This is a genomic window from Pedobacter antarcticus (genome assembly GCF_900112985.1).
Lineage (GTDB): Bacteria > Bacteroidota > Bacteroidia > Sphingobacteriales > Sphingobacteriaceae > Pedobacter > Pedobacter antarcticus.
In genome coordinates, this window is the sequence record NZ_FONS01000024.1 from 1 (window position 1) to 1,544 (window position 1,544).

Annotated in this window: 1 pseudogene; it reads right to left on the reverse strand. The window is 38.0% G+C overall.

The window, feature by feature from the left end:
• Nucleotides 1-601 precede the first annotated feature (601 nt).
• Nucleotides 602-775: pseudogene (locus tag BM192_RS21395) on the reverse strand (PD-(D/E)XK nuclease family transposase); the annotation flags it as partial.
• Nucleotides 776-1,544: the final 769 nt, after the last annotated feature.

Here is a 1,544-nt window from a genome sequence, read left to right on the forward strand (position 1 = left end):
GGCCTTCTAAAACCTTCCTTTACATCCTTTCAATTCCTTCTCTTTTTCTCTTGCCTTCTCACGTTTCCCTTCCTCCGAAGCGGGTTGCAAAAGTAGGAAAATTATCCCTACCACCAAACAATATCACTGACTTATTTGTATAAACTCCCTAAGACCCTGTTGTTCAGTCAGAAAAATAATCAACTATTTGCAGCATTAGGATTGAAGGTCCGAAATCCAGCAAATCCGGACAAACCGGCATAAAGAACAAGCTTCTTAAACATAGCCAGAGACTATGTAAGTGACGGCGGGATCAGGAACTTATTATCAACTCAACAAAATTACCTATAGTATATATATACGGTGATATGGAACATTAATATAAGATGGCAGCGAAGACACACTTTAAAGCCTTTTCAGCTGGACTTTCACTAAACCCTTCTGAACAACAATTCCTATCCCCTCTTGAAGCCCTTCCTTCCGTTCGCATTCCAAATCAAAACGGATAGCGATCTTGCCCCTCCTCATCCGACTTAGTCTTAAATCGATATTGTACATTGCTTTCTCATTTTTAGAGAAATTAACATAAGCAGCTATGTCAACCAGTCACTGAAAAACAGGCTTATTCAGAAAATACAGGAAGTTTTTCTAGTGTACTGATATGTTTTAGTACATACAGCCAGCGATTCAAATCGCTTCCCAGTTCCTCCTGCTGCTTATTAAACTCAAGCAATTCAATAAACAACAGCACAAAATCCTCATAACAAAAATTTCCGCTGTAACGGTCACTCAGACAAAAATGGTGTAAACATCAGTCTGGTAGAGTATACGACATTGCAAATCAGGTGTCTTAGATAAAACAAAAACCGCTAAAAAATCTTCTACCTCCTTCGCCGTATCCCAACGAGATCTGTTTCCCTTATCGGTACAAAACAACAGATCAAAAATCACAGTTCCTTCCTATTTAGTTTCACCCTGAAACTCCTGCTGCTGAAAAACTAATTGGCAATCTGCTTATTTCCTCTAAATACCTTGCTCAAAAAAGCAATAAGCAATGTGCGGAACCAAAGATCCGCAGAAACCCAAAATCGGTTAGAGGGTCATATAGATCCGTTCATTATCAGGCATTCCCATAAATGCTTTTTAAAGAGCTGAAAATGTAATCCCAAAAAGAAGCAACCTGTTAAGACGAATCATATTATACGTTTATCAGGGCATTTCTTTCCATTCATGCATTTTATTAAACAGATGGCATTTTTAAACAGGATGTTGTCGGTTCCTGCTATGAGTTTACATAAAAAAGTTCTTGAAGGGAGAAAATGAGTAAAAAAGAAAACATCCAAGTGAAGTTAAATGCGGGGTAGTTTCTCCCGAATCAGAAAGTTTCAAAACTCAGATAGCTTTAGAATATATCCGAGGATTGTGCTGCGACCTTCATTAGTGAAAAAAGACACCTGTCATTCTCCAGCCTGTCCATTCCTAAAAGTAGTTGATAAAGTTTAGGATAATTCTTAAATTAAATTAAGAATGGAAGCACCAAGAAAAGGATCAAAAGGTGGTCGGGT